Here is a 24,375-nt window from a genome sequence, read left to right as displayed (position 1 = left end):
TCTAAGTATAAATTTAAGCATATCGGGGGGAGCGTGTATCAATTGGAGAACGTGAGGAAAATTCCATCAACCATACATTATTGTTGGTTTGGTGGTAGAGAGAAACCTGAGATTGTACAAAAATGCATAGATAGCTGGAAGAAGAACCTCCCAGAATATGAAATTATTGAGTGGAATGAAAATAATTTTGACATAGAATGTAACTTATATGTCAAAGAAGCCTATGATTCGAAAAAATTTGCATTTGTAAGTGATTATGTAAGGGTATATGTTCTTTATAAGTTTGGAGGTATTTATTTAGATACCGATGTAGAGGTATTCAAACCTTTTGATAATATGCTCCATCATGATTCATTTTGGGGATTTGAACAAGAAAATTACATAGCGACAAGTACTATAGGAGCTATGAAAGGAAATAAGTTGATCAAAATGTTTTTGGATTCATATGAAGGAAAAGGATTCATCAAAGAGGATGGAAAACATGATGATTTAACCAATGTGGCGGTTGTAACTAATATACTAAAAAATGCAGGATTGAAATTAAATGGAGAATATCAAGAAATAAGCGGTATGGGAGCTTTTTATCCACAAACTTATTTTTCTCCATATGATTATATCAATTGCAGAAAACTTATAACTGAAAATACATATGCAATGCATCATTTTTATAAAAGTTGGTTGCCTCCTAAAGTAAGAATCAAGAGTAATATAAAATTGATTTTAGCGAAAATCATAGGTGGAAATAACATTGCTAGGCTAAGAAAATATGTGATGGGAAAAGAAGCTTTTAAGGAGAATACACATGATTAAGGTATTCAAGAAAATAGTTCAAACGATAGTTGCAGAAAGCCGTAATAGAGGACTGTACTTTACTATACTAATGAATATTTCGCATGTAATTGGTGCATTAAGAGGTGCCTTCTATAAAGTAATATATTTTCGTAATATAAAGTGTTCAATCTTTTTTCTTCAAGCAAATAGCAAGATTGAGATTTTCAATAAGCGTTCAAAAGTCAATATTGGAAAGTTTGTATTTGTAAGAAAGAATGCCAGCATTAGACTGGATTTTGACGGAGTATTAGATATAGAAGAAAAAGTATTTATTAATGATAACTGTAATATCAACTGTGTAAATAGAATATCGATTGGAAGAAGTACAAAAATAGGGCCAAATGTGAGTATTAATGACCACGACCATAATTATAAAAACCCTGCAGATAGCCATCTGGTAAAAGGTGAGGTAAAGATAGGGAAGAATGTTTGGATTGGTTCTAATGTAGTTATATTGAAGGATACTGTTATAGGTGATAATACCGTAATAGCCGCTGGAAGCGTTGTAAAAGGGCATATTCCTTCTAATACGTTATTTGTGAATAAAAGAGAGAATATGTGTATTGATCGCACTAGTCTAAGCAGCTAATAAAAAGTTTATTCCATATGAATTCATATACTGCGATTGCTTTCATTTACTTACATCAAAACAAAACATGAACGTGAGGAAGCGTATGAAAAAAAATGTTTTAATCTCTATCTATGATATGGAAATTGGTGGAGTAGAAAGAAGCTTAATTAATATGCTGGAAAGCTTCGACTATGATACATACAACATAGATTTATTGATATTTAATCATACTGGAGAGTTCTTAAATTTAGTACCTAATAAAGTTAACGTACTACCACAGATAGGTGGATATACCGTCTTTAGGAAGTCAATTGTGCAATGTATACGTGAAGGATATTTTGGGGCAGGAATCACAAGAATAATAAGTAAGTATATGGCAGGGAGAATATCAAAAAAAAGACAGTTAAAGGAAGGTTCGGGATATATTCAGATGCAGCTTGTGTCAAAGTATGCAGCATATTTTTTGCCTAAACAGAAAAAAAAGTATGACTTTGCGATTAGTTACGCATGGCCACATAATCCTTTAGCTGATACTGTAAGTGCTGATAAGAAGATAGCTTGGATTCACACAGATTATAGCACACTAGAAATTGATAATAAAATTGACTTTGCTATGTGGAATAAATTTGATTACATAGCATCTATATCAGATGAATGCACAAAAGCGTTTTTAACTGTATATCCATCGCTAAAAGATAAAATTTTACAAATAGAAAATATTACTTCACCCAAATTTATTCAGAAGATGGCTGAAGATACTGTAAGTTTTAATAAACAAAGTAACAGTGCTTTTAATATTTTATCGGTTGGAAGGTTGTCATATGCGAAAGGGTTTGATGTTGCTATAAAAGCCCTTAAAGCATTACATAATAAGGGGTTAAACAATATAAAATGGTATGTCATAGGATACGGATCGGATGAATCTAATCTTAAGGAATTGATAAAGGAACAACAGTTAGAAGACAGTTTTATACTATTAGGCAAACAAACTAACCCATATCCGTATATGAAGTTATGTGATTTATACGTTCAACCGTCCAGATATGAGGGAAAGGCAGTTACGGTTACGGAAGCTAAAATCCTTGAAAAGCCTATATTGATAACTAATTATCCTACTGCAGCCAGCCAATTGGATGATGGAATTGAGGGCATTATATGTGATTCAAGTGTAGAGGGGTTAGTCGAAGGCATCGAAAATTTATATAGAGATGATGAACTGAGGAAAACATTAATTAATAATTTGCGAGATAGAGATTACAGTAATAACGCTGAGTTGAATAAGCTATATAAAATTATCCCGCATTAACGGGTAGTAAGACCTCCACCTCAAAGTTCGGCGAAAACAAAGGAGTTAGGTGGGGGATCAACTGCCCGTAAAAGCCCGATTCGTTCAACTAATTAAAGTTTCACTTTATAGGCGCCTAAACAATCAATACATCAAGTATAGGAGACAACAATAAAGGTGTATTTATGATGATAGCGTAAGAGATTTCTCGTAAAGGTGTGATTTAGGCATGAGCCAAAAAGTAAGTGTAATAATACCAGTTTATAATGCAGGGAAATATATCACTCGGTGCATAGAATCACTTTTAAATCAGACACTCCAAGAGTGTGAGTTTATATTTATTAATGATGGCTCGATAGACGATAGCAGAGAAATCATTGAGGGATATAAACAAGTAGATGACAGGATAATACTTATAAATCAAGTAAATCAAGGTGTAAGTATTGCAAGAAATAAGGGCTTACATTTAGCCGCTGGAGAATATGTGGGATTTGTTGATGCTGATGATTGTATAGAAAAGGATATGTATGAAACACTATATAACTCAGTAAAACAAAGTAATTGTGATGTAGTTATATCAAATTTTAAGGGCGAGACGGAAGGGCATAAGGTAATTACAACATATCCATTTCCTATAGATATTGTTCTTGAAAAAGATTATATAGAGCAAGAAGTATTACCTTATTTCCTTAAGGCAGATAATTTAAATACTGTTGTAAATAAGATCTATAGAAATAATTTAATTAAAGAAAATAACGTTAAATTCCCAAGCGGAATTGCATTGGGGGAAGATGGAATGTTTAACGTTGCATTCTTTAGTGGTGCAACTCGTATGAAATATGTAGATTATGTAGGTTACCATTACAAGGAGGTAGCTGGTAGTGCTACCAGAAACATATCCGAAAAAGATTATTTTCAGAGGGCTGTAGAAGTATATACTATGGAATTACCCCAAATATATACTGATAAAATTGATAGAGTAAGAATAAGTAAATTAAGGTCAATAAAGTTTATTAATAGTGTAATGTCCTATATACATGTTTATTTTACACCATCTAAAGATGTAAGTTTCAATAAGCGGTATAAATACGTAAAAAGTATGATACGAAATGAACATGTGAGAGAGGCACTACCTATATATTATAGTGAAATTTATAACAAGCTAGGAAGATATGAGCGGTTAATAATAAATTTAATAAAGAGACAATCAACTGTTGGGCTGTATTGCGTTACAGCTTACAGTAGATTCAGAAATAAATAATAGTGAGGGAGTTTAAGTATGAAAATTATGATGTTTGCCCATGGTGGAAGTCTTAATAGGGGATGTGAGGCTATTGTTCGTTCCTCTACTAATATCATAAAAGAAAAGGTAGATGAAACAAAGATATATTTGGTATCAAGTAAGCCTGAAACAGATAAGATTATAACAAAGTTAGATGGAATATATGATGGTTCTACTAAGAATATAGCGAAGTACTCATACGATTGGTGGATGGCTTTACTTAAAGTAAAATTGTTTAATGATGAATCTTATGCAATAGCTAAAATGGAAGATAATATAATTAAACATATAAAGAATATGGATGTATGTTTATCTATAGGTGGAGATAATTATTGTTACGGGGAACAGCCTGCATTGTATGAAATAAATAAAAAAGTAAAAGCAGCAGGAAAGAAGTTAGTGTTATGGGGATGTTCTATAGGTGAAGAGGATATGTCTGAGAGAAAGTTAGGAGACTTAAAACAGTTTGATTTAATATTAGCTCGTGAAACTCTTACCTATAATATGTTGAAAAACAAGGGACTTAATAACGTTAAATTGTGTGCAGATCCTGCATTTACCATGGAGAAAGAAGAGTTGGAATTACCTAAAGGATGGCAAGATGGCAATACAATAGGTCTTAATTTTAGTCCACTTGTATGGAATAGAAACAAGGATTCACAAGTTGCAGTAAGAGATTTAATTAACCATATACTAGATACTACAGATTCAACAATTGCTCTCACACCGCATGTTATGCAGGATGGGAATAACGATTATGAAGTTCTGTATACATATTATGAGGAATTTAAAAATACAGGTAGGGTAATTATATTACCAAACAATTTAAATGCAATACAATATAAAGGGTATATAGCTAGGATGCGATTCTTTATAGGAGCTAGAACACATGCCACGATAGCGGCTTACTCAAATTGTGTTCCAACTATGGTATTGGGATACAGTATAAAATCGAAGGGAATAGCTAAAGACTTATTTGGAGAAGAGAAATTAGTCTTAAATATAGAAGAAATATCTAATAGTAATAAACTAAAAGCTAAATTCGATGAGATGGTAAGAGAAGAAGATCAATTGAAGAGCAAACTAGGGCAAACTATGCCTAATATTAAAAAAATGTCATATAAAGCGGTAGAATACTTACAAGAATTAGCTAAGTAAATCGAGGTATATTATGAAAAAAAATTTATTATTTGTTATGCCTAGTCTATCTGCTGGTGGTGGAGAAAAGAGTCTAGTAAACTTATTATCTCAAATAGATTATCAGTTATATAATGTAGATTTATTTTTGTTTAACCATGAAGGTATATTTATGGAATTTGTACCAAAAGATGTACAAATTTTACCTATACCAGAAACATATAAGACGTTTACTTTACCTTTGTTTAAATCGGTCAAAACATTTTTATTAAAAGGAGAAATATCGCTAGCCTATAATAGATGTATGTTCACCATAAAGAATAGAGCAGGAAAAAATACATCGATAAAGGAACAATACAGCTGGAAATATATCGCTAAGTCTTTAAATGAAATTGAGAAACAGTATGATGCTACTATAGGGTTTTTAGAAAAAACCGCTACATATTTTTGTGTAGATAAGGTGAAAGCACATAAGAAAATAGGATGGGTACATATTGACTATAATAAATTAGGGATGGATTCGAACTTTGATGCTTTGTACTTCAGAAAGCTAAACAATATAGTTACAGTATCGGAAGAGTGTGCCAATATCCTAAAAAACAGATTTCCTAATCAAAAAGATGAGATAAGCGTTATTTATAATATTGTATCACCGACAATGATACATAAAATGGCTAACCAGGAAAATAAGGATGTTTATACTAAGAAAGATAATGAAATTATTATACTTTCAGTAGGTAGGCTGCACTACCAAAAAGGCTTTGAAATGGCTATAGAATCCTGTAAGAAACTAATAGATAAAGGGTATAAAGTAAAGTGGAATATTATAGGCGAGGGCGAGGAAAGAGAACAACTGACTAATTTGATAAAAGCAAATAAATTAGAAAACAATTTCAAATTGTTAGGATTAAAATCTAATCCTTATCCGTATATAAAACAAGCAGATATTTATGCACAGACATCTAAATTTGAAGGGAAATCTATAGCAATTGATGAGGCGAAAATATTGAATAAGCCTATACTTGTTACTGATTTTAGTACCGCGAAAGATCAAATTGACAATGAAATAAATGGATTAATTGTAGATATGAAGCCGGAGGCTATTGCAAAAGGAATTGAGAGGCTTATAAAAGATACAGAATTAAGAAAAAAATTAGTAAATAACCTTTCGAAAGAGAAATTAGGAACGGAAGAAGAAATATATAAGTTATATGAAATTCTATAATGGGTGAGGTTCATGAAAAAAAATATATTATTTATAATGAATAATTTAAATTGTGGTGGGGCTGAAAAAGCCCTAATTTCTTTATTGGGCGTTATAGATTATTCTAAATACAAAGTGGATTTATTTTTATTTAAGCATGAAGGAATATTTATAAATAAGTTACCAAAAGAAGTCACTCTATTACCTGAACCAATAAAGTATAAATATTTTGATATGCCTATAAAAAGGTCTTTGACAGAATTAATGAAAATAGGAGATTTTAAAACGACATTTTCTAGAGGAGTATTAGGGTATCTGGCTAAGACAGAAACGAATGGAGCTATAATCGAACAAAAAATATGGAAATACATGTCGAAATCAATAGATGAAATCAATAAGGAATATGATGTAGCGATAGGATTTCAAGAAAAAAACCCTATATATTTCTGTGTAGACAAGGTAAAAGCGAAAAAAAAGATTGGATGGATACACACGGATTATAATAAATTAGGGATTGATTATAGTAAAGAAAAATTTTATTTTGGTAAACTAGATCATATAGTGACTGTATCAGAAGAGTTAGTTAATATTTTAAGGGATAATTTCCCTGAATATAGAAAGAAAATTGGATGTATACACAATATAGTTTCTTCAAGAATGATAAGGAAAATGTCATTAGAGAAAGTTGATTTTAAAGAAGAGAACGATAGAAGTATATCATTAATTTCGGTAGGAAGATTGGCTAAAGAAAAGGGATTAGATATCTCTTTAGAAGCATTTAATATACTTGTAAAAAAAGGGTACGATCTTAAATGGTATTTGATTGGAGAAGGCAACGTAAGAGAAGAACTTGAAAGACGTATAAGGGAAGAAAAACTAGAAAAAAGAGTAATTTTATTAGGTATAAAAGAAAATCCATATCCATACATAAAGCAAGCAGATATATATATACAGACATCCAGATATGAAGGTAAATCTATTTCTATAGATGAGGCAAAAATACTGGCAAAACCAATATTAATTACTAATTTTGAGACAGCTAATAATCATATAAGAAATAATATCAATGGAGTAATTGCAGAGATGAACCCTATGTCAGTGGCAAAGCATCTTGAGTTATTAATAAAAGAAGAAAAATTAAGAATTAAGTTTATCGATAATCTCAAGAAAGAAGAATTAGGGACAGAGGATGAAGTGAATCATTTGTATAATTTAATGAACAGTTAAGTGTAGCGTTTAAAAATAAGTTAAATAATGAAATACATTCACTGGAGGCAATTATGTTTAATCGGATAAAAAAATCTTTAATGGTAAGATTAGGAATGGTATCTCTTGAGGATTTAACGGTAGAAGCGTGTTTGCAAAGAGGTATGAAGGTAGGGAAAAATTGTAGTGGATTAGCTGGAAGTACAATTGACTATGCTCATTGTTGGCTAATAGAAATAGGTGATAATGTTACATTTGCACCTCAAGTCTATCTCCTTGCACATGACGCCAGTACGAAACGGTATTTAGATTATACAAAAATAGCGAAAGTAAAAATAGAAGACCATGCATTTATAGGGGCAAGGGCTTTAATTATGCCGGGGGTTACAATAGGGAAAAATGCTATTGTAGCCGCGGGAAGTGTAGTAACAAAATCGGTTCCTGAAGGGTGCATAGTTGGAGGAAATCCCGCGAAAATTATAGGGAAAACAAAGGATTATATCAATAAGCACAAATTAAATCTAAAGACAGCAAATCGTTATGATAAAAACTGGACAATAGGTGAGAATATCACACCAGACATGTGTACTAAAATGTCAGAAGAATTAGGTAGTACTGTTGGATATGTTAAATGAGTATTTAAATTATTTTCACGTTGAAAGGGCAATATAAAGATGATATTTCAAATTTTGAGCTATATTGTAATTTTTATTATTTTAATGGTTATTACCATAGACTTAGTACCTGTAATAAAAGATTGGGTACTGAGAATTCATATGGGGAGATATAAAGATAAATCCATATGGAATGAGACTATAACTAAAAAAGGGTCTAAGTGGTTACTAAACACACCAAAAATAAAAGTAACAGACAATACAAGATTAGTTGTAATAGATATGTTGAAAGGGAATTATACGAAAAGCACGATACAACATTGGCAAGAAGCATCATTAGTATTAGGCTTATCTGAGTATGTAAAACATAATGATGATAAGGAAATGAAATCTGAGATTGAAAAATTTTTGAATTCGAAATTTGATAGTAATGGTCAATGGTTAGAAAAACCTAAGCATATAGACGGAGCTATACTTGCTTACGCTATTATGAAGTTGGAATATATTGATATAAACAAATACAAAAAAGCATTAGATTATACATGGGAAATGATTAAGGATCATATAGGTGAGGACGGCACAGTAGAATATAGGAAGTTTATGAAAAGCTACAGATATGTAGATACTATAGGGTTTATATGCCCCTTTTTAGTTTGTTACGGTACTAAATTTAACAAAGATGATTGTATAGATTTAGCAGTGAAACAAATTAAAGAGTATGAGCAATATGGAATGTTAGACAAACATTCACTACCATGTCATGTTTACAAGATTGAGAATAAAGTTCCTCTTGGATTATACGGATGGGGAAGAGGACTTGGTTGGTTTGCTATAGGTCTTATAGATGCGTGGAATGAATTGCCACAAGATAGTAAATATAAATTTGCTTTCGAAGAAAGTGTTAAAAGATTCGCGGAAGCTGCAATGAGCTTTCAACAAGATAATGGTAGTTGGAATTGGACTGTAACTAGAAATGAGAGTAGGTCTGACTCTTCCGCTACAGCTACGCTAGGCTGGTTTATGTTAAATGCCTCAAAGATAGAGAAGGTATCAAAAGAATGCCTAGATAGCACAGAAAAGGCTATGAGTTATTTAATGAAAGTTACGAGGAAAGATGGGGCAGTTGACTTTTCTCAAGGCGATACAAAAGACATAGGGGTGTATTCCACACTGTTCAATATATTGCCGTTTACTCAAGGGTTCTGCATTAGATTAATCAATTCATATTTAAGTAGGAACTAAACCTTCATCCCCTTTACTCATATTTGTATGAGGCAACTTTATTGATAAAGAAAATAAATGATTTGGAAATTCGAACCATTTATTTTTTGGGGAAATGAGAAAGGTGGGAATCATATGTTAAACTCTTTAACGTCATTTAGGTTTATTGCTGCGCTAATGGTTTTCTTATTTCATATGGGTGTGTTTAGCCAATATCAATTAGGTTCAGCGGGCGTTCAATTCTTTTTTGTTTTATCTGGCTTTATTTTAGCTTATAACTATCATTCTAAATTTACAGAGCTAAATAAACACAGTATCAAAAAATTCTATAAAGCAAGATTTTCTAAAGTATATCCAGTTCATGTATTAACCTTTCTTCTTTCTGCACCATTAGTTATTTTATACTTTCACCCTAAGAGTTTATATTTTATAAAACTTGCTTTTATGTCAATCATTAATTTGCTATTGATACAAAGCTTCGTACCTAGTCAGGGTACTTATTTCAATTTTAACGGCGTTTCGTGGACATTATCGGTTGAAGCTTTCTTTTATGTTATGTTTCCGTTTCTGCTATGGGTATTTATGAAACTTAAAGTTAAAAAGAACATCATTACATCCATATTGGTATTCTTGGTAGTATGGATAATTTTATTTCTATTGAATAAAAACTTGGATGAAGATAATCCATTTTTTATTTGGATATTACATATTTTTCCGGTTACTAGATTGTTCGAATTTTCAACGGGTATACTTTTGGGATTGATTTATATTGAAAAATCCGATAAAGCAAACTTTAACAAAAACATATTTACTGTTTTAGAACTACTATGTTTACTTTTATCCATTGCCTTATTATCGTATTCGATAAAATTAGATGTAGGAATTGTTCGTGGTGTTTATTTTGTCCCACTATGGTGCTTGTTAATTTTCACCTTTTCATTTCAATGCGGTATATTTTCAAAATTATTATCACAAAGGCTATTTGTTTACTTAGGTGAAATTAGTTTCTCATTTTATATGATTCACCAAATAGTGATACGATACTTGGACTTCTTGAAGTTAGAAAATACATATAGTTTTGTGGTTTGTTTAATAGTTTCTTTATTGTTAAGTGCAGTAATTTATCAATTTTATGAAGAGCCGTTACGTAAGAAAATTCGTTTTGGTTTTCAAAAAAAACATCAAAAGATACAAGTGCCTTTACCAAAAGAATTCCTTAAATAAGAGATTTTTATAAAAGATTATTGTTAAATGTAGTCCTAGAAAACAAACATTTTCTTCTTCATAGCTCGAAAAAATTAATATCTAAAGATAACAAGTAGAATAAAGTGTAATAGATTTAGTACGTAAACGAGAGGGAGTATAAATGGATTTTCTTTTTGTAATATTAAAAGATATATTTTCATTTGTAGAAGTTAAGTCTTGAAATAGGCAAATAATTAACTGAAATGATTACTGTGAATAGATGGAAAGAAAAAGTTAGGATAAAAATGAGGGGATTAAATGAGAATAACAGTATTCACTCCAACATATAACAGGAGTTATATCATAGAGAAATTATATAGGTCGTTACAAGAACAAACATATACGGATTTTGAATGGCTAGTTATTGATGATGGGTCAAGTGATAATACAGAGGAATTATTCAAGATGTGGAAACTAGAAAAAAACCCATTTCCCATACGGTATTATAAAGTCAAAAACGGAGGGAAACATAGAGCGATTAACAGGGCTGTCGATTTGGCTGAAGGTGAAATGTTCTTTATAGTAGATTCTGATGACAATCTTACAGAAGATGCTTTAGAAAGTATAGTAAGTTGGGAAAATAGCCTAGAAGATAAAAAGCTATTTTGTGGTGTTTCGGGTAATAAAGGGGGGAGTATTGAGGACCTCGTAGGGACAACATTTGAAGGTAAATATATTGATGCAACTTCACTTGAACGGAATACATATAATATAACGGGAGATAAGGCTGAGGTTTTTTATACCGATATATTAAGGAAAAACAAGTTTCGTGAGTTTGAAGGGGAAAAATTTATGACAGAGGCTACAGTATGGAATAAAATGGCTTATGAAGGTTATAAAATAAGATGGTTTAATAAAACAATATATATATGTAATTATCTAGAGGATGGTTTAACTCAAAATATGAAGGAGATATTCGCCGGAAGTCCTAAAGGTACAGCATATTATATGAAGCAGCAAATTGAATTTTATAAGTGTGGTCCAAAGGGTAGATTATCCTATTATAATTTATATTACGATTTTGTTAAGTCTAATTTAAATGTAAAGAAGGCTGCAGAATACTTAGGTATTCAACCGGTTACTTTAATGGCGGCTATCTTTTTAGCTAAATGTAAAAAAATTATATCAAGAAGGTCTTAAAATGAGGATAAAAAACTCCATAATTAATATATCTGCTGGGATCGGAAACCAAATCATTGTTACATCTTTAAGCTTCATTTCACGAACTGTATTTATCAATAGTTTAGGTATTGAATATCTAGGTATAAATGGATTCCTTACTAATATATTATCCATGCTTTCTTTAGCTGAGGCAGGGATAGGTGCTAGTATAATGTATAGTCTTTATAAGCCGGTTGCAGAGAACGATCAAGAAAAGATTAACGTACTTATGAGATTGTATCGGAAAGCATATATGGTAATCGCCTTAATTGTCTTGTTACTTGGATTGTCCTTGATGCCATTTCTTGGTTATTTCATTAAAGATTCGAATGTCGAAAATATCCATTGGATTTATCTTATTTTTCTATTCAATACAGTTGTACCTTATTTGTACATGCATAAGAATTCATTCTTAAGTGTTTCGCAAAAGGGTTATATTGTAACAGGAATATATTCTATATCTTCAATTGCATCTGCTTGCCTCAAGATTGGAATACTTCATTTTACAAAAAATTATATTCTATACTTAGTTATTGATAGTGTGATAACAGTCGCTACTAGTATTGTTTTGGCAATTATAGTCAACAGGATGTATCCATTTTTAAAAGAGAAAGTTTCGGGTGTATTAGATGCTGAAACTAAAGAGAAAATTGTTAAGAATGTGAAAGCAATTGTACTACAAAACATAGGGAATTATTTAGTATTGGGTACTGATAACATTATTATATCTTCATTTATCAGTGTGGCGGCAGTCGGATTATATTCTAATTATAATATGTTAATAGATATTTGTAGAAACTTTACTTATCAAATCTTTAATAATACATATCATAGTGTAGGAAATTTAGTAGCAGAGGAAAGTGTAGAGAAGGTTTATAGTGTGTATAAAGTCTATATGCTTTTAAATTTTTGGTTATACTCATTCTTCTCTATACTTTTATGCATTACAATAGAACCTTTTATCACTTTATGGATTGGAACCGAGTATCTTATGAGCAAAAGTGTGTTGCTTGTATTAATAATTATTTTTTATGAAAGGGGCATGAGGAATTCCATAACGACTGTAAAAACTACAGCGGGTGTTTTTCATGAGGATAGATATGCGCCTTTGGTTCAAGCTGCTGTTAATTTAGTAATTTCTATTGTATTAGTTAAGTATATGGGAATAATAGGTGTCTTTATTGGTACACTTGTAAGTGTGCTTGTTGTTCCTTTCTGGATTACTCCTTATTTAGTATACAAAAATGTATTTAATAGGTCTGTAATGGATTATTTCTTGAAATACTCCTACTACGCAGTGATAGGTATAGGAACGTATTTTATTACGAGTTTTTTGAGCAATTTCACGTTATCAAGCCATTTTTGGGAGTTATTGTTAAAGGGAATGATTTGTATCATAGTTCCTAATGTGATTTATATATTGATTTTTCATAAAACAACAGAGTTTAAATATTTATTTGGGATTATTAGAGGGATTTCACAAAAGTTATTAAAAAAATTCAATTTAAACAAGAAAATTTCTTGTTAATTTTAACTAAGATATTGTTAAATTCTATTACCATACGTTTTAGGGAAAGCCCTGTGAACTATAGACTATGGAATGAAGCCCTTCTTAGTTCATACTGATTGATTAGGGAGAAGATGGTGACTACGGCCAAATATGTATTCAATGATGTATCTATTGATGCAAGTACAAATGCTAGATTAATAGATGATACTATCATTAACTGAATGTAGAAATAATAAACCGCTATCTTTGTATAAAAATATAGCGGTTTTATTATGGGCTTAGGCGTCCGGTACTTTAGGAGACGAAGGATTGTATCTATAACATACTGAGTGAAGAAATTTATAGAAGAATATACACTGCAAATGACTTTCATGTTATGTATATGAAACTGAGGGTAGGATTAAATTGGAGAGAATTACTAAAAAGTAATTAGAAGATTGGAATCCTGTTCTGTGGGGAACTCTCTAAAAAATTTTCGATTGGAGTATAATTATTTATGAAAAGATTTTTTGATTTATTCGTTTCTTTATCATTATTGGTGTTACTGTTAGTTCCTATTAGTGTAGTAGCCGTATTAGTTAGATGTAAGTTAGGTTCCCCCATCATATTTAAGCAGCAACGCCCGGGATTACATGGTGCGTCTTTTTCTCTTTATAAGTTTAGATCTATGACTGATGAGAAAGATAACAACGGCAATCTGTTGCCTGATGATGTAAGGTTTACTAAGTTTGGGGGATTTCTTAGAAAGTGTAGTTTGGATGAGTTGCCACAGTTATTCAATGTTATAAAAGGCGATTTAAGTTTAGTAGGTCCCAGACCACTATTAATGGAATACTTGGAGTTATATACAGAAGAACAATCTAGGCGGCATATGGTAAGACCAGGAATTACAGGATGGGCTCAAGTGAATGGAAGAAATGCAATTTCATGGGAAGAGAAATTTGATCTTGATGTGTGGTATGTCGATAATAGGACTTTTTGGCTTGATATGAAAATTTTGTTGTTAACGGCAAAGAAAGTATTTAAGTCAGAAGGAATCAATCAGGTTGGGCATGTAACTGTGGAAAAATTTAATGGTACAAAGAATTCTTGAGGAGGTGAGATGGATGCGAATAATTATGATTGGGGCAGGTGGTCATAGTAAAGTAATCCGAGATATTATCCTATCGTATGGAAATTATGAAATCATTGCGCAATTAGATGATGTGTATAAAGAGTTAAAAGTTGAGGATGGCGTTTATTTTGGACCTATTTCTGCAGCTGTAAAGTTAATGGATGAGCATGTAGATACAAAGTTCGTGATAGCTATAGGAAATAACAGAACAAGAAAGATAATTATGGAGCAGTTAGAGATTCCCAGTCATCGCTATGCGACGCTTATACATAAACAATCTATTGTTAGTTTAAGTGCAAAGATTGGAGCTGGTACGGTTGTGATGCCTGGTGCAATTATTAATGCAGATGTTGAAATTGGGAATCACGTTATTGTCAATTCAGGCGCTATTATTGAACATGATAATAAGGTAAAAGATTTTGCACATATTTCCCCAAATGCAGTGCTTACAGGATCCGTTACTGTAGGAACAGGAGTACATATAGGAGCAGGAGTTAATGTAATTCCAAATATTACAATTGGCGATTGGTCCGTTATCGGTGCCGGAGCAACAGTGATCTGTGACATTGTAGCGAATTGTAAAGCAGTTGGCATTCCAGCTAGAGTAATAAAAAAAGAATTATAGGAGAGTGTTTAAAGTGGTATATTCACAGGAAAAAACAAGAATCTATCTCTCCGCTCCACATATGAGCGGTAATGAACAAAAATATATAGGGGAAGCATTTGATATGAATTGGATTGCTCCACTTGGTCCAAATGTAGATGCGTTTGAAAGTGAACTTTCATCCCATGTTGGAGTTCGTGATGCGGCTGCAGTTAGTTCAGGAACCTCTGCTATCCATTTGGCACTTCGCTTACTGGATGTAAAAGATGGAGATACGGTGTTTTGTTCGAGTCTTACTTTTATAGCGAGCGCAAATCCAATTTTATATTTAGGGGCTAAACCAGTATTTATTGATTCTGAGCTTGAAACATGGAATATGTCGCCACAAGCTTTAGAACGTGCATTACGTGATGCAAATGAGAAAGGAATACTTCCGAAAGCAGTCATTGTTGTAAATTTATATGGACAAAGCGCTAAAATGGATGAAATTCTTTCGTTATGTGATACATATAATGTTCCAGTAGTAGAGGATGCAGCGGAATCACTTGGTTCTTCCTACAAAGGTAAAGCAAGTGGGACATTCGGAAAATTTGGTATTTATTCGTTCAACGGCAATAAAATCATTACAACTTCAGGTGGAGGTATGCTTGTTTCGAATGATGTCGAGGCATTGAGAAAAGCAAGATTTTTAGCTACTCAAGCAAGAGATCCGGCTCCACACTACCAACATAGTGAGGTTGGATATAATTATCGTATGAGTAATATTTTAGCGGGTGTAGGTAGAGCGCAGCTGCAAGTCTTACGGGATAGAGTACAGGCAAGGAGAAAAATATTTGATAGATACTATCAAGAATTATCTCATATTCCAGGGGTACAGTTTATGCCTGAGTTAGAGGATACTTATTCAAACCGATGGCTTACAGTTCTTACTGTAGATGAAGAAAAAATAGGAGTATCGATTCAGACATTACTGAAACAACTGGAAAATGAAAACATTGAGGCGCGTCCTGTTTGGAAACCTCTTCATATGCAACCGCTATTTGAGGGAATAACTTATTATTCTCATAGTGAACGTGAAGATATTGCTAGAAAACTATTTGAAACCGGTCTATGTCTTCCATCTGGATCAGGTATGACAGAGCAAGATCAGACAAGAGTTATTACATGTATTAAGAATATATTGACGGTAAGTGCTGGCATGTAAAGATAAAAAATAGAAAGAGCTTCAATTAAGAAAGGCGTTAATGAACTAGGAGGATTTAATATCTTATTCAGTGCCGTTTTTGTGAAATTTCATTTTACGGAAAAAATTTTTTTTTGAATGAAAGTCACGGCAATCCCTATAAAGAGTGAAATAGTAAGCGTACATAATCTTGTGGTAAATGCGAATTATATTCTTTGCTAGCATTATTAGTGGTGAACGCATATTATATCATCCCCTTTGTGAAAATGGTATAAATATAAAAAGGTTATTCTCCTGTTTCGATTAAAGAAGCAGAAGAATAAAGTAATAGAGAACATAAAATATAAAAATCAGCTTTAATTAATAGGTTAATAATAAATTATATAAAATATCATAGCACAGAAATTTTTAAAATATAAAAAGATGAAAATTTTGCTGTGTATTTGTAAGATATAACGTTTATCCTGCTATTTGTGAACATTAAGAGCACTACCTTAAGATTTTAGGGGAACTAAGAAGATAGATGGAATGTTCGTAAAAGTTCGATTGGTGAGGTTAATAGTCGGTAGGGATGTAAAGTCTCCTACCGATTAAAGTTTTACTGTATTATTTGTTCTGACAGTTACTAAAAAAGATACATAAATATTCATTTTTTTGAGTATATAGATGCTTGACAATACAATAGTGAAATGGTAATCTGATTTTATATTCTTTATAAAGAATATAAACGTTTTATTGATATATTAAATTCAAGGATTTTTATTCATATAAAATTCAGATGGTAATATTTTGATTCGGATTAAGAAGATCATACCTTGGTTCTTTTTTTGAGAAAATTAAAATGCAAGGGTTTACATTAGGATAGGTAGCCTGAAAGCTTGAATACTTCAACTGAAAAAAGATTTAAGGCTATAAAATTGGGTTTTAAAATCTGTTATGCGTAAACGAGGTAGTTTGAGGAAAGGGTTTTCTGGTATATTAATAACATTTTTTTGATATATCTGGTAATTTGCTTATCCATCGGGTTTTCCCTTAATTGTCTTGTAGTGGGAGGAAAAAAATGAGTGCAATAACCGGAATTTATCATTTAAATGGAGAACCGATACCGCCTGAACATAGGATTGGAATCATGAAGGATTTATCTCGTTATCCAGGTGACAATACCGATATATGGCACAAGGAAAATATTTTTTTGGGCTCCCATGCAAAATGGATAACATCTGAATCTATTAATGAACAATTACCTTACTATGATTATGAAACACAGTTGGTTATAACTGCTGATGCTATTATTGATAATCGCAATGAATTATTCGATAGATTGCAAGTAGAAAAGGTACATAGAAGAGAGATGCCTGATAGTAAGTTGATTTTACTCGCTTATCAAAAGTGGGGAGAGCATGTACCAAAGTATCTAATTGGTGATTTTGCTTTTATGATTTGGGATGAGAGAAAGCAATTACTCTTTGGTGCACGTGATTTTTCAGGAAGTCGGACTTTTTACTTTTACCGCAATCAAAATCAATTTGCTTTTTGTACTAGCATACAACCGCTGTTTTCTTTACCATACGTCGGGAAGGAATTGAATGAGCAATGGTTAGCTGAATATTTAGCGATACCTAATATGCTTGATACAATAGATGCATTTTCAACAGTGCATAAAAATATAGAGCAAGTCCCCCCTTCTCATACTATCTCCGTAGTTAAGGGAAGAGTTAGTATTGCGAAATACGACACGTTATTTGTAGAGGAGCAGTTGCAACTCAAATCAAATGAAGATTATGAAGAGGCGTTCAGGGACGTATTTGAAAGCGCAGTAACATCAAGGTTACGTACTCATCGTAATGTTGGTTCTCATTTAAGTGGGGGATTAGATTCAGGTGCTGTTGCTAGCTTTGCTGCGAGAGCTCTGCAAAAAGAGAACAAAAAATTATATACATTCAGCTCAGTACCTGCAGAAGGATTTACTGATTGGACTCGTGGCCATACGATTGCTGATGAAAAGCCATTTATCCAAACTACAGTACAACATGTAGGGAATATTAAAGGGAATTATTTGAATTTCCCGGGAGAAAATTCTTTCTCAGAAATTGATGATTGGCTTGAGATTATGGAGATGCCATATAAATTTTTCGAAAATTCCGTCTGGGTGAAAGGAATTTATGAAAAAGCCCAACAACAAGGGATTGGGGTGCTCTTAAATGGAGCGAGAGGAAATTTCACAATCTCTTGGGGGCCAGCTTTAGATTATTATGCGACTTTACTTAAAAAATTCAGCTGGTTGCAGCTTTATCGTGAAATTGATTTGTATGGTAAGAACGTTGGGGTCAAAAAATCGAGAATACTGAAAGTTGTAGGAGAGAAAGCATTTCCATCGATAAAAAACATGTTTTCCTCGGAACAGCAATACGAATTGCCAACGTTAGTTAGTCCAGAACTTGCAAAACGTACTGATGTATTTAGAAAGCTTGAAGAACATGGTGTGAAAGTAACAGGGGCTTCTATCCCAAATATATATGAAATAAGACAGAAACATTTTGAACAGCTAAACTTGTGGAATACAACGGGTACAAGTGGAACAAAGCTCTCCTTGCGCTATGGTTTACAAGGGCATGATCCAACGAATGACTTACGGGTAATTCGATTCTGCTTATCGTTACCACTCGAACAATTTGTTCAAAATGGCTTAAATCGTGCACTTGTCCGGAGGTCCACAAAAGGATTTCTTCCTGACAAAGTAAGATTAAATCAACGTGTGCGGGGAATACAGGCAGCTGATGTGGTTCATCGCATGATTCCTTCATGGAAAATGTTTATCGAGGAACTTCAGCAGCTTAGTAAAGACCCAGTGGCCTCTAACTTTTTTAATATAGAGATTATTAAGAGTGCGATTTTGAAAATTCAAGGAGAACCACAAGTAGAATACGTGTTTGATCCGGATTTTAGAATTTTAATGCGTAGTCTTATTGTCTATCGATTTATCAAAAAATATATTTGAAAGGGGGTGAAATTATGAAACAAGAATGGCAATCACCAGTATTAGAAGTGCTTGATATCAACATGACAATGGCTGGACCTGGAAAGAGACTTGTTGACCAAGTTTTTGAAGATGAGGATGAGCAAGGCGCACTTCACCACAACTAATGCACTAATATTTAAATGAGATTTATATGCTTTACAGCCCTTATATAGTTTAATTACGGTATAAGGGTTTTTTTTAATCAATTTTTCAACTATTTGGAGTGAGAAAGATGATACATACTGTAAAGAAAGAGATTTACAAAGCCTTCGGATTAGCCCTATTAAGTGAGATTCCCCTGCCGGAATTACCTCAAGTAAGTAATTACGAAAATGAAGTAGACGTAAAAATAGAAACTGCAGATTTGTCCCAATTATGGGGAGAGTTATCTTCTCCGAAGTCAGTATTTGTAGTTGAAGAAGAATTAATTATGTTTCAAATCCCCGAAACTGCTACGTTTTGTATTCAAAATGGAGAAAAAATTATTGTTTCACCTATGAAAGGGTCTGATCAAGATAAGATTCGGCTTTATATTCTTGGGACTTGTATGGGGGCATTGTTGATGCAGAGAAAAATACTCCCTCTGCATGGAAGTGCAATAGCCATCAATGGAAAGGCGTATGCTTTTGTAGGAAGATCGGGAGCTGGAAAATCAACTCTTGCATCAGCCCTTTTAAGCAAAGGCTATCAGCTTTTAAGCGATGATGTAATTGCTGTGTCTCTTTCTGAGGATAATATTCCTTTTGTTACACCATCTTACCCGCAACAAAAGTTATGGAAAGAGAGTCTTGATCAGTTTGGAATGGAGACAGCGCATTATCAGCCATTATTTGAAAGGGAAACTAAATATGCTGTCCCCGTTACAGCTAACTTTTTCGAGGAGCCATTACCATTGGCAGGTGTATTCGAATTAGTGAAAGTAGAAAATGGGGATGTTGAACTTCAGCAGATTGAAGGACTGGAGAGACTACGCACATTGCTGCGTCACACATATAGGAATTCATTAATCCCACGATTGGGGATGATGGAATGGCATTTTATGCATTCTACAAATATCGTAAACAAAATAGATATGTTTCAATTGAGACGTCCTATTTCAAAGTTTACGGCACATGATTTAGTATCCAAAATTCTAGAGTCTTTAAAAGAGGAGGAAAAATAATGAGTAGTAAACAAACAATTTCATTACACAGTTTTGTTGTACAAGGTCAGGAAAATGTAGTGAGCGATATGGATGGGGAGAAAGTGATGATGAGCATCCATAATGGGAAATACTATAACTTGGGAGGTATAGGTGGTGAAATTTGGAGTTTAATTAATGAATTAATATCTGTGAATCAAGTGATTGATATATTATTGTCTCGATATATGATTGAAGAGGCAGAATGTAAGGAACAGGTACTCTCTTTCTTAAATCATTTGTATGCAGAAGGGTTAATCTCGGTTGATGAAAAACTTTGATTTTTAATTGAACGTTCCAGATTTAATAGATTAGGAGTAGGATCGATGAATATCATAAATAAAGCCAAAGCTTTCTTGTCGTTCGATATGGGAACAAAATTATTACTTATAGAAGCTTTCTTTTATTTAGGCTGGGCTCGTATTCTTAAAAGTATACCGTTTTCTAAAGCTGCTCCTATATTAGGAATTCATATGGCAGAAACGTCTTTAAGCCATGATGAATCGGAAAAGGTTACATTAAGGAAAATTTCTCAAGCAGTGCATATGATGAGCCGTTATACATTTTGGGAAAGCCAGTGTCTCGTTAAAGCTATCGCTGCAATGAAAATGTTGGAGAAGCGTCAAATTGAAAGTACCCTTTACTTAGGGACCGCGAAAGATGAGACAGGAAATATGATTGCCCATGCGTGGTTACGTAGCGGGCCCTTTTATATTACTGGCGTAGAAGAAATGAAGAGATTTACTGTTGTTGGTAAATTTGCAAAAAGGATAGGGTAAAAAAATCTTGAAGGAGAATGAGATGTATACCGGTTGTAATCTTGATTTGAGTCATTTACCTAAAGAACTAAAATTGTTACTTGAAATTATAAAGAAGGAAGATAAAGAGATACAAGAAATCCCGGGAGACTGGTTCATAAATATTGATTGGAACAAATTTTTGAAACTGGCGCTGCATCATCGTATGTACGCATTCATTTATCCAAAAATGAAATCTATTGATAAACAGTTAGTTCCATCAAATGTTGTGCAAGTATTAAGTACATATTTTAAAAGGAATACATTCCATATGCTTCATTTAAGTGGAGAAATGGGAAAGGTAAGTAAATTATTTGCTGAAAACCAACTTCGACTTCTATTTTTGAAGGGCCCTATTCTCGGCGCAGATCTATATGGAGATGTTTCTCTTCGAACATCAGGGGATCTGGATGCCCTTGTTCCTATAGAGGATCTTGGAAAAGTGAACGAATTACTTGTAAAGAATGGTTATGTCAAAGAGGATGATTTTCCGACGGTTATGAATGAATGGAAGTGGAGACGCCACCATACAACTTACATGCATCCGATAAGTAAGGTGAAATTGGAGATTCATTGGCGACTACACCCAGGACCGGGAAAGGAACCACGCTTCGATGAGTTATGGGGGCGAAAGAGGACGAGTCCTGTCACAAATTATCCTGTCTATTTTTTAGGTAGAGAGGATTTGTTTATGTTTCTTGTGACTCATGGGACTAGGCATGGTTGGTCCAGGCTTCGATGGTTAACAGACATTGACCGTATGGTAAGGCAAGAAATAGATTGGAAAGAACTCACTGTTATGTTGGAAAGATATGGATGTAAGCAACTGGTAGGCCAGGCGCTTATTTTATCTTCTGAGCTTTTAGATACTCTTATAATAGAAGAAGAGGCAAAAGTATTAATGTCAGGGAGAAGGGTAACGCAATTAGCTCAGCTTGCTATATATTACTTGGAAAATATGATTAACTTGCATACAGATCCCGTCCCAGAAGAAGTTTCAAAATATCATGAGCGATATTTATATTTGTTAAAGACAAGCTCTCAAAAGCTACTGTTTCATCTTAGTTGGTTGTATCCTTATCCTCAGGATGTGGAAACTTTACCACTGCCAAAACAACTGCATGTTTTATATTTCCCTTTGCGGCCGGTTTTATGGATTTGGAGGGGAATGAGGTACCGTAAGGAGAAGTGAAAATGAGAAATATTTTATATTTTACAAAGCAGTTATACTCTTTTACTGGAAACATTCTCATTGTTAATCTCTTGGGAATGGTATTGGTCAGTCTTGTAGAAGGGATCGGTATTTTACTATTAATCCCAATGATAAGTATTAGTGGTATTGCGAAGATGAATGAACAGGCAAGCCCTCTTTCAGGGGTTCTTGGATTCCTAGGTGAGTTTCCAACTACTTTAGGATTACCACTTGTATTAGGAATATATATTATATTGGTCGTGGGACAAGCGCTTTTGCAAAGGAATATAACAGTTCGTAATGCGAAAATCCAGATACGTTTTATTAATCATTTGAGATTGGAAACTTATCGTGGATTGTTGCAGGCCAACTGGAGTTTTTTTGTGAAAAAGAGAAAATCAGATCTTATCAATTCTTTGACAACGGAATTAGGGCGTGTTAGCGCAGGCACTAATTTATTTTTACAGTTGCTCACTTCTTTAATGTTTACACTTATACAGATTGGTTTCGCTTTTTGGTTAGCGGCAGATATAACAATTTTTGTACTATGTTGCGCTGTGGTACTTGCCTTTCTTTCACGAAGATTTATTAAAAAATCAAAAAGATTAGGTGGTCGAACCTCAGAGAATTCAAAAGCGTATCTTGCAGGTATAACTGATCATTTTAATGGAATTAAGGATATTAAGAGCAATACACTAGAACGATCTCGTTATATGTGGTTACGTAATTGGGTGGAAGATGTGGAACGTGAACAGTTTGCATATATTAAGGTGAGAAATAATTCTCAACTCTTTTATAAAATTGCATCAGCTGTTTTCATTGCTATTCTTATCTTTCTATCTGTTAAGTTGTTTCAGACGAAAACGGAGCAATTATTATTAATTATTCTTATATTTTCTCGTTTGTGGCCACGATTTGCAGGTATACAATCAAACATGGAACAAATTGCAGCGAATCTTCCCGCTTTTAAAGATTTGCTGCAATTACAGGAAGAGTGTAAGAAAAGTATAGAATTGCAAGATATAGAGCAGGATTATGATTGTATAAATCCTATGCAGATAGAACAATCTATCGAGTGTCAGAATATCTCTTTCCGCTACAATAAAGAAAATGCTGTGTACTCACTTAAAGATATTAATTTGCGTATTCCTGCAAATTGTATGACAGCTATCTCAGGGCGTTCTGGTGCTGGAAAGAGTACATTAATTGATATCATAATGGGACTTATGCAGCCAGAGAGCGGTCAGCTATTAATAGATAACAAACCGTTGATAAGTAAGGACCTATTATCATTGAGAAAATCTATTAGCTATGTTCCTCAAGATCCATTTCTATTCAATGCCAGTATAAGAGACAATTTGAGAATGGTTGAACCAAATGCAAGTGAGGAACAGCTTTGGGAAGCTTTGGAATTTTCTGCTTCCGCTGAGTTTGTTAGTAGGCTCTCACAAGGATTGGATACAATGATTGGCGATAGGGGAGTCAAACTTTCAGGGGGAGAACGACAACGTCTTGTTCTGGCTAGAGCGATACTTCGAAAGCCTTCTATTTTAGTATTAGATGAGGCAACAAGTGCGTTGGATGCTGAAAATGAAGCGAAAATACAAGAAGCATTGGAAAGATTGAAAGGAAGCATGACAATTATTGTCATTGCACATAGACTATCTACTATACGTAAAGCTGACCAAGTAATTGTAATGGATCAAGGACAAATTATTCAACATGGTAGTTTCACACAACTAGCGAAAGATGAAAGTGGTTTGTTTAGTAGCCTACTTGGACAACAGGCCAAAGTAAACATTTAAATATGGCTTGTTATAATTGTTTTTTATAAATTCACGGAATACACTGCCTTTATTTCTTTCGGGTCGGTAACACAATTTGATTATTTATGGTTTGGGGTATAATTGGTATTTGTGTACTGGTCTTTTTATGGAAATATGAGCTTAATTTAATTGTGTGACCAGTAAAAAAATGAGAAATACTTTTTGTGACTTATTAATATACCATCTATATACA

Annotated in this window: 22 protein-coding genes; all 22 read left to right on the top strand. The window is 33.1% G+C overall.

The window, feature by feature from the left end:
• The first annotated feature begins 42 nt into the window (after positions 1 to 42).
• Positions 43 to 810 (top strand): glycosyltransferase family 32 protein, encoded by a 768-nt coding sequence (locus BPMYX0001_RS22900; protein ID WP_033799248.1) that lies wholly within the window; start codon positions 43 to 45, stop codon positions 808 to 810.
• A complete protein-coding gene (locus BPMYX0001_RS22895) occupies positions 803 to 1,420 on the top strand; it encodes an acyltransferase (protein WP_018764959.1) in 618 nt (205 codons plus the stop codon). Before BPMYX0001_RS22900 ends, BPMYX0001_RS22895 begins: the two co-directional genes overlap by 8 nt.
• An 85-nt stretch (positions 1,421 to 1,505) precedes the next feature.
• Positions 1,506 to 2,708 carry a glycosyltransferase gene (locus BPMYX0001_RS22890; protein WP_033796570.1) on the top strand — a complete coding sequence of 401 codons (1,203 nt, stop codon included), beginning with the start codon at positions 1,506 to 1,508 and terminating at the stop codon, positions 2,706 to 2,708.
• 208 nt (positions 2,709 to 2,916) lie between these two features.
• Positions 2,917 to 3,948 carry a glycosyltransferase gene (locus BPMYX0001_RS22885; RefSeq protein WP_006096618.1) on the top strand — a complete coding sequence of 344 codons (1,032 nt, stop codon included), beginning with the start codon at positions 2,917 to 2,919 and terminating at the stop codon, positions 3,946 to 3,948.
• A gap of 18 nt (positions 3,949 to 3,966) precedes the next feature.
• Positions 3,967 to 5,127 (top strand): polysaccharide pyruvyl transferase family protein, encoded by a 1,161-nt coding sequence (locus BPMYX0001_RS22880; protein ID WP_006096617.1) that lies wholly within the window; start codon positions 3,967 to 3,969, stop codon positions 5,125 to 5,127.
• Positions 5,128 to 5,140: 13 nt separating this feature from the next.
• Positions 5,141 to 6,331: a glycosyltransferase gene (locus tag BPMYX0001_RS22875; protein ID WP_003202144.1), complete on the top strand. Its 1,191-nt coding sequence runs from the start codon at positions 5,141 to 5,143 to the stop codon at positions 6,329 to 6,331.
• A gap of 12 nt (positions 6,332 to 6,343) precedes the next feature.
• Entirely contained in the window at positions 6,344 to 7,537 is a 1,194-nt protein-coding gene (locus BPMYX0001_RS22870; RefSeq protein WP_006096616.1) for a glycosyltransferase, read from the top strand.
• A gap of 53 nt (positions 7,538 to 7,590) precedes the next feature.
• Positions 7,591 to 8,151: an acyltransferase gene (locus BPMYX0001_RS22865; RefSeq protein WP_016132434.1), complete on the top strand. Its 561-nt coding sequence runs from the start codon at positions 7,591 to 7,593 to the stop codon at positions 8,149 to 8,151.
• A 39-nt stretch (positions 8,152 to 8,190) separates the two neighbouring features.
• On the top strand, positions 8,191 to 9,372 hold the full coding sequence (locus BPMYX0001_RS22860) for a glycoside hydrolase family 88 protein (RefSeq protein WP_006096615.1): 1,182 nt from the start codon (positions 8,191 to 8,193) through the stop codon (positions 9,370 to 9,372).
• Between the two features lie 114 nt (positions 9,373 to 9,486).
• Positions 9,487 to 10,575, top strand: a complete 1,089-nt coding sequence (locus BPMYX0001_RS22855) for an acyltransferase family protein (RefSeq protein ID WP_033799247.1) — start codon at positions 9,487 to 9,489, stop codon at positions 10,573 to 10,575.
• 279 nt (positions 10,576 to 10,854) lie between these two features.
• Positions 10,855 to 11,736 carry a glycosyltransferase family 2 protein gene (locus BPMYX0001_RS22850; RefSeq protein WP_006096613.1) on the top strand — a complete coding sequence of 294 codons (882 nt, stop codon included), beginning with the start codon at positions 10,855 to 10,857 and terminating at the stop codon, positions 11,734 to 11,736.
• 1 nt (position 11,737) lies between these two features.
• Positions 11,738 to 13,285 (top strand): lipopolysaccharide biosynthesis protein, encoded by a 1,548-nt coding sequence (locus BPMYX0001_RS22845; RefSeq protein WP_006096612.1) that lies wholly within the window; start codon positions 11,738 to 11,740, stop codon positions 13,283 to 13,285.
• Between the two features lie 478 nt (positions 13,286 to 13,763).
• Positions 13,764 to 14,360, top strand: a complete 597-nt coding sequence (locus BPMYX0001_RS22840; protein WP_006096611.1) for a sugar transferase — start codon at positions 13,764 to 13,766, stop codon at positions 14,358 to 14,360.
• 13 nt (positions 14,361 to 14,373) lie between these two features.
• Positions 14,374 to 15,006, top strand: coding sequence for an acetyltransferase (locus BPMYX0001_RS22835; RefSeq protein WP_018781215.1), 633 nt, complete (start codon positions 14,374 to 14,376; stop codon positions 15,004 to 15,006).
• A gap of 13 nt (positions 15,007 to 15,019) precedes the next feature.
• Positions 15,020 to 16,189, top strand: coding sequence for a DegT/DnrJ/EryC1/StrS family aminotransferase (locus BPMYX0001_RS22830; protein ID WP_033799246.1), 1,170 nt, complete (start codon positions 15,020 to 15,022; stop codon positions 16,187 to 16,189).
• Positions 16,190 to 17,228: 1,039 nt separating this feature from the next.
• A complete protein-coding gene (locus BPMYX0001_RS22825; RefSeq protein ID WP_006096609.1) occupies positions 17,229 to 19,166 on the top strand; it encodes a lasso peptide isopeptide bond-forming cyclase in 1,938 nt (645 codons plus the stop codon).
• Positions 19,167 to 19,180: 14 nt separating this feature from the next.
• Entirely contained in the window at positions 19,181 to 19,312 is a 132-nt protein-coding gene (locus BPMYX0001_RS32755) for a paeninodin family lasso peptide (RefSeq protein WP_006096608.1), read from the top strand.
• Between the two features lie 107 nt (positions 19,313 to 19,419).
• Positions 19,420 to 20,349 carry a hypothetical protein gene (locus BPMYX0001_RS22815; protein WP_006096607.1) on the top strand — a complete coding sequence of 310 codons (930 nt, stop codon included), beginning with the start codon at positions 19,420 to 19,422 and terminating at the stop codon, positions 20,347 to 20,349.
• On the top strand, positions 20,349 to 20,648 hold the full coding sequence (locus BPMYX0001_RS22810) for a lasso peptide biosynthesis PqqD family chaperone (protein ID WP_000095761.1): 300 nt from the start codon (positions 20,349 to 20,351) through the stop codon (positions 20,646 to 20,648). Before BPMYX0001_RS22815 ends, BPMYX0001_RS22810 begins: the two co-directional genes overlap by 1 nt.
• Positions 20,649 to 20,693: 45 nt before the next feature.
• Positions 20,694 to 21,146: a lasso peptide biosynthesis B2 protein gene (locus BPMYX0001_RS22805; protein WP_018764971.1), complete on the top strand. Its 453-nt coding sequence runs from the start codon at positions 20,694 to 20,696 to the stop codon at positions 21,144 to 21,146.
• 22 nt (positions 21,147 to 21,168) lie between these two features.
• Positions 21,169 to 22,356 carry a nucleotidyltransferase domain-containing protein gene (locus BPMYX0001_RS22800; protein WP_006096606.1) on the top strand — a complete coding sequence of 396 codons (1,188 nt, stop codon included), beginning with the start codon at positions 21,169 to 21,171 and terminating at the stop codon, positions 22,354 to 22,356.
• A gap of 2 nt (positions 22,357 to 22,358) precedes the next feature.
• Entirely contained in the window at positions 22,359 to 24,161 is a 1,803-nt protein-coding gene (locus tag BPMYX0001_RS22795) for an ABC transporter ATP-binding protein (RefSeq protein WP_033799245.1), read from the top strand.
• Positions 24,162 to 24,375 lie beyond the last annotated feature (214 nt).

The organism is Bacillus pseudomycoides DSM 12442, from assembly GCF_000161455.1.
Lineage (GTDB): Bacteria > Bacillota > Bacilli > Bacillales > Bacillaceae_G > Bacillus_A > Bacillus_A pseudomycoides.
This window is presented reverse-complemented; position numbering and strand designations above follow the sequence as displayed.

Excerpts from the sequence above, each read along its gene's own strand:
- BPMYX0001_RS22895 (WP_018764959.1), top strand. The coding sequence starts at position 803 with ATGATTAAGGTATTCAAGAAAATAGTTCAAACGATAGTTGCAGAAAGC.
- BPMYX0001_RS22890 (WP_033796570.1), top strand. The coding sequence starts at position 1,506 with ATGAAAAAAAATGTTTTAATCTCTATCTATGATATGGAAATTGGTGGA.
- BPMYX0001_RS22885 (WP_006096618.1), top strand. The coding sequence starts at position 2,917 with ATGAGCCAAAAAGTAAGTGTAATAATACCAGTTTATAATGCAGGGAAA.
- BPMYX0001_RS22880 (WP_006096617.1), top strand. The coding sequence starts at position 3,967 with ATGAAAATTATGATGTTTGCCCATGGTGGAAGTCTTAATAGGGGATGT.
- BPMYX0001_RS22875 (WP_003202144.1), top strand. The coding sequence starts at position 5,141 with ATGAAAAAAAATTTATTATTTGTTATGCCTAGTCTATCTGCTGGTGGT.
- BPMYX0001_RS22870 (WP_006096616.1), top strand. The coding sequence starts at position 6,344 with ATGAAAAAAAATATATTATTTATAATGAATAATTTAAATTGTGGTGGG.
- BPMYX0001_RS22865 (WP_016132434.1), top strand. The coding sequence starts at position 7,591 with ATGTTTAATCGGATAAAAAAATCTTTAATGGTAAGATTAGGAATGGTA.
- BPMYX0001_RS22860 (WP_006096615.1), top strand. The coding sequence starts at position 8,191 with ATGATATTTCAAATTTTGAGCTATATTGTAATTTTTATTATTTTAATG.
- BPMYX0001_RS22855 (WP_033799247.1), top strand. The coding sequence starts at position 9,487 with ATGTTAAACTCTTTAACGTCATTTAGGTTTATTGCTGCGCTAATGGTT.
- BPMYX0001_RS22850 (WP_006096613.1), top strand. The coding sequence starts at position 10,855 with ATGAGAATAACAGTATTCACTCCAACATATAACAGGAGTTATATCATA.
- BPMYX0001_RS22845 (WP_006096612.1), top strand. The coding sequence starts at position 11,738 with ATGAGGATAAAAAACTCCATAATTAATATATCTGCTGGGATCGGAAAC.
- BPMYX0001_RS22840 (WP_006096611.1), top strand. The coding sequence starts at position 13,764 with ATGAAAAGATTTTTTGATTTATTCGTTTCTTTATCATTATTGGTGTTA.
- BPMYX0001_RS22835 (WP_018781215.1), top strand. The coding sequence starts at position 14,374 with ATGCGAATAATTATGATTGGGGCAGGTGGTCATAGTAAAGTAATCCGA.
- BPMYX0001_RS22825 (WP_006096609.1), top strand. The coding sequence starts at position 17,229 with ATGAGTGCAATAACCGGAATTTATCATTTAAATGGAGAACCGATACCG.
- BPMYX0001_RS32755 (WP_006096608.1), top strand. The coding sequence starts at position 19,181 with ATGAAACAAGAATGGCAATCACCAGTATTAGAAGTGCTTGATATCAAC.
- BPMYX0001_RS22815 (WP_006096607.1), top strand. The coding sequence starts at position 19,420 with ATGATACATACTGTAAAGAAAGAGATTTACAAAGCCTTCGGATTAGCC.
- BPMYX0001_RS22810 (WP_000095761.1), top strand. The coding sequence starts at position 20,349 with ATGAGTAGTAAACAAACAATTTCATTACACAGTTTTGTTGTACAAGGT.
- BPMYX0001_RS22805 (WP_018764971.1), top strand. The coding sequence starts at position 20,694 with ATGAATATCATAAATAAAGCCAAAGCTTTCTTGTCGTTCGATATGGGA.
- BPMYX0001_RS22800 (WP_006096606.1), top strand. The coding sequence starts at position 21,169 with ATGTATACCGGTTGTAATCTTGATTTGAGTCATTTACCTAAAGAACTA.
- BPMYX0001_RS22795 (WP_033799245.1), top strand. The coding sequence starts at position 22,359 with ATGAGAAATATTTTATATTTTACAAAGCAGTTATACTCTTTTACTGGA.